This window comes from Massilia eurypsychrophila (assembly GCF_002760655.1).
In the GTDB taxonomy this organism is placed as follows: Bacteria; Pseudomonadota; Gammaproteobacteria; order Burkholderiales; family Burkholderiaceae_D; genus JAFCUW01.
This window is the reverse complement of record NZ_PDOC01000071.1, coordinates 1-2,016: the sequence shown is the minus strand read 5'-3', so window position 1 is coordinate 2,016 and position 2,016 is coordinate 1. Positions and strand designations below refer to the sequence as shown.

Here is a 2,016-nt window from a genome sequence, read left to right as displayed (position 1 = left end):
GATGCAGACCAGGATCACATCGATCGGAAAGCGCATCCCTTTGAAGTTGAGCATGTCGAGTCGTCCTGGGTTCGGGCGCCGCAGCTTACCCGATTACCCCGTCGATGTTCGCTAATGCGACAGAACCCTTAAAGCTGCCTCGATATTCTTAGCGTCTGTGACATCCACGGTCATAATATAGAATCCAACAACCGAGCCGCTCGCGTCGAAATCGGGGGTGTAGTTGAACTTCAAATGACGCTCGCTTGCTCCGAAGAAAAGCTCCCGCTCAAACACGGAATGAGCGCCGTCAAGCGTAGCTTTCACCTCCTTTTCAATCGAGAGGTAAAGGCGCTCTCCTAAGGCCTCACGCATTGATCGCCCGAGCATGCGCTCGACATCCACCTCGGGAAAATTTCGATAAAACGAGTTATGAAAAACATAGCGCTCGCTTGCGTCCACATACGCAATCAAAGCCGGCAGCCCATCCGTAATGGTCCTCAGGCGCCGAGCGACCCGCGCGCTTTCGTCGCGCGCCGAGGCCAGATCGTCGTTGAGTAGGCGTTGTGTAGCGTCGCTAAGCTCGACGCGGCGAAAGGAGCGCAAAGCGAAGCGTCCACTGAACCACAGCGCTATAGCAACTATGGCTAAGGCTTCAACGGCAACTGCCATGTCCTTTTGGATCGCCTGAACCCAAGAGCGCGTAGCGATGCCAACTGCAATCACAAGCGGCAATTGATCAACGGCGCGGTAGGAGAACACCCGATTTTCATTGTCCACGACGCTACGTGCCTCATAGCTTCCTGCTGGAGCAGCCGTCCAGTTTCTATAGAGAGGAGATGCCTTCAAATTAGTTGCGAACGAGGATTCAAAAAGCGGCGCTCGGGCAATTAAACGCCCATCGCCGTGCAGCAGGGTGATCGAAAGGGTGGGCTGAAACATCGCGCTAGAGAAGACGGCCGCCAGCGCCCTAGCATCCACAGGCGCAACAACGACCCCCAAAAACTCGCCGTTTGGAGCGCAAACGGCGCGGCTTAAAAAGAACAGCTTTCGCTTAGAAACCCGCCCAACCTCCGGGCCTCCCACGTATAAGCCGCGATCGCATGCACCGGCACGCTCTTTAAAGTAGGGGCGATCCGCGTATGAAACTTCCGCAATCGCCAAACTGTTAGAAGCAGCCACACCTTTGCCGGAAGGGCTTAAGAAGATGACCCAAAAGTTAGCGTCAGCCACGCCAGCGGAGTTCGCAAGCGCTTGGCGGACGCGGCCGCTATTCCGCAGCTCAGTCGAGCTCATGTCATCTAACGCCTCGGCCGAACGCAGCAGCGACAAATCGACCACGCGCATCTCGCTCGTTACGTGCGCGCTCATTGCACGAACGAAACCTTCTGTCTGAGTGAATGCGGCCGCTCGAGCATTGTTGTATTCCGAGTATATCTTCCGTAATAGCAACGCCGCCAAGAGTCCGATTAACAACGCAAATCCCGCAAGCAGTCTCGCTCGAAAAGACGAGAAAACAGATATTTCAATCATAGTACCTATGGTAAACAAAAATAGCGCTCGCAAGATTGAACCGGTGCCAGATCGCCCGCGCAAGATCCCAATGGCGGAAAATGAAATTAAGCTGCCGGCATCGTCCGGCCCCTTCACCTAGCGCTTGGATCGTCAGGACGGATGGCACTTGGCCGAACGCAGGGCGTTCTCAAAGACCAAGTGCAACACCTTCTCCTGCAAAAGTGCCGCCATGTAGCCCCCGATTGAACCACGGCCTGGCCGGTACCACGACCGGTCAGGGTCACTTCAACGTTGGGGCTGGGGCCGACATCAGACCTCATCGCTGCGGTCGGCAACCTCAAGCTTGAACTGCCATCCCTCGAAACACATCAACGCATGTCCAAGTTCGTTCCAGAAGAACTCCTGCCCATCGATCGTAACGAGCGGCAAGCGGCCCTCGGCGGCATCGTCCCAGCCGATGCGCCCTCGGACGGTCTCCTCGATGATTGCCAGACCGAGCCTGCCGCGTCTTACGTGCATCAC

Annotated in this window: 2 protein-coding genes; both read right to left on the bottom strand. The window is 56.2% G+C overall.

The genetic code is table 11. The annotated features are described in order from the left end of the window. Positions 1-111: 111 nt before the first annotated feature. The gene (locus tag CR105_RS27345) at positions 112-1,512 is read right to left on the bottom strand and encodes a PAS domain-containing protein (RefSeq protein ID WP_131021913.1); all 1,401 of its coding nucleotides are present in this window, start codon (positions 1,510-1,512) and stop codon (positions 112-114) included. Positions 1,513-1,803: 291 nt separating this feature from the next. Then, a partial coding sequence (locus CR105_RS28630) for a DUF7713 domain-containing protein (RefSeq protein WP_441295121.1) occupies positions 1,804-2,016 on the bottom strand: 213 nt, incomplete at its 5' end.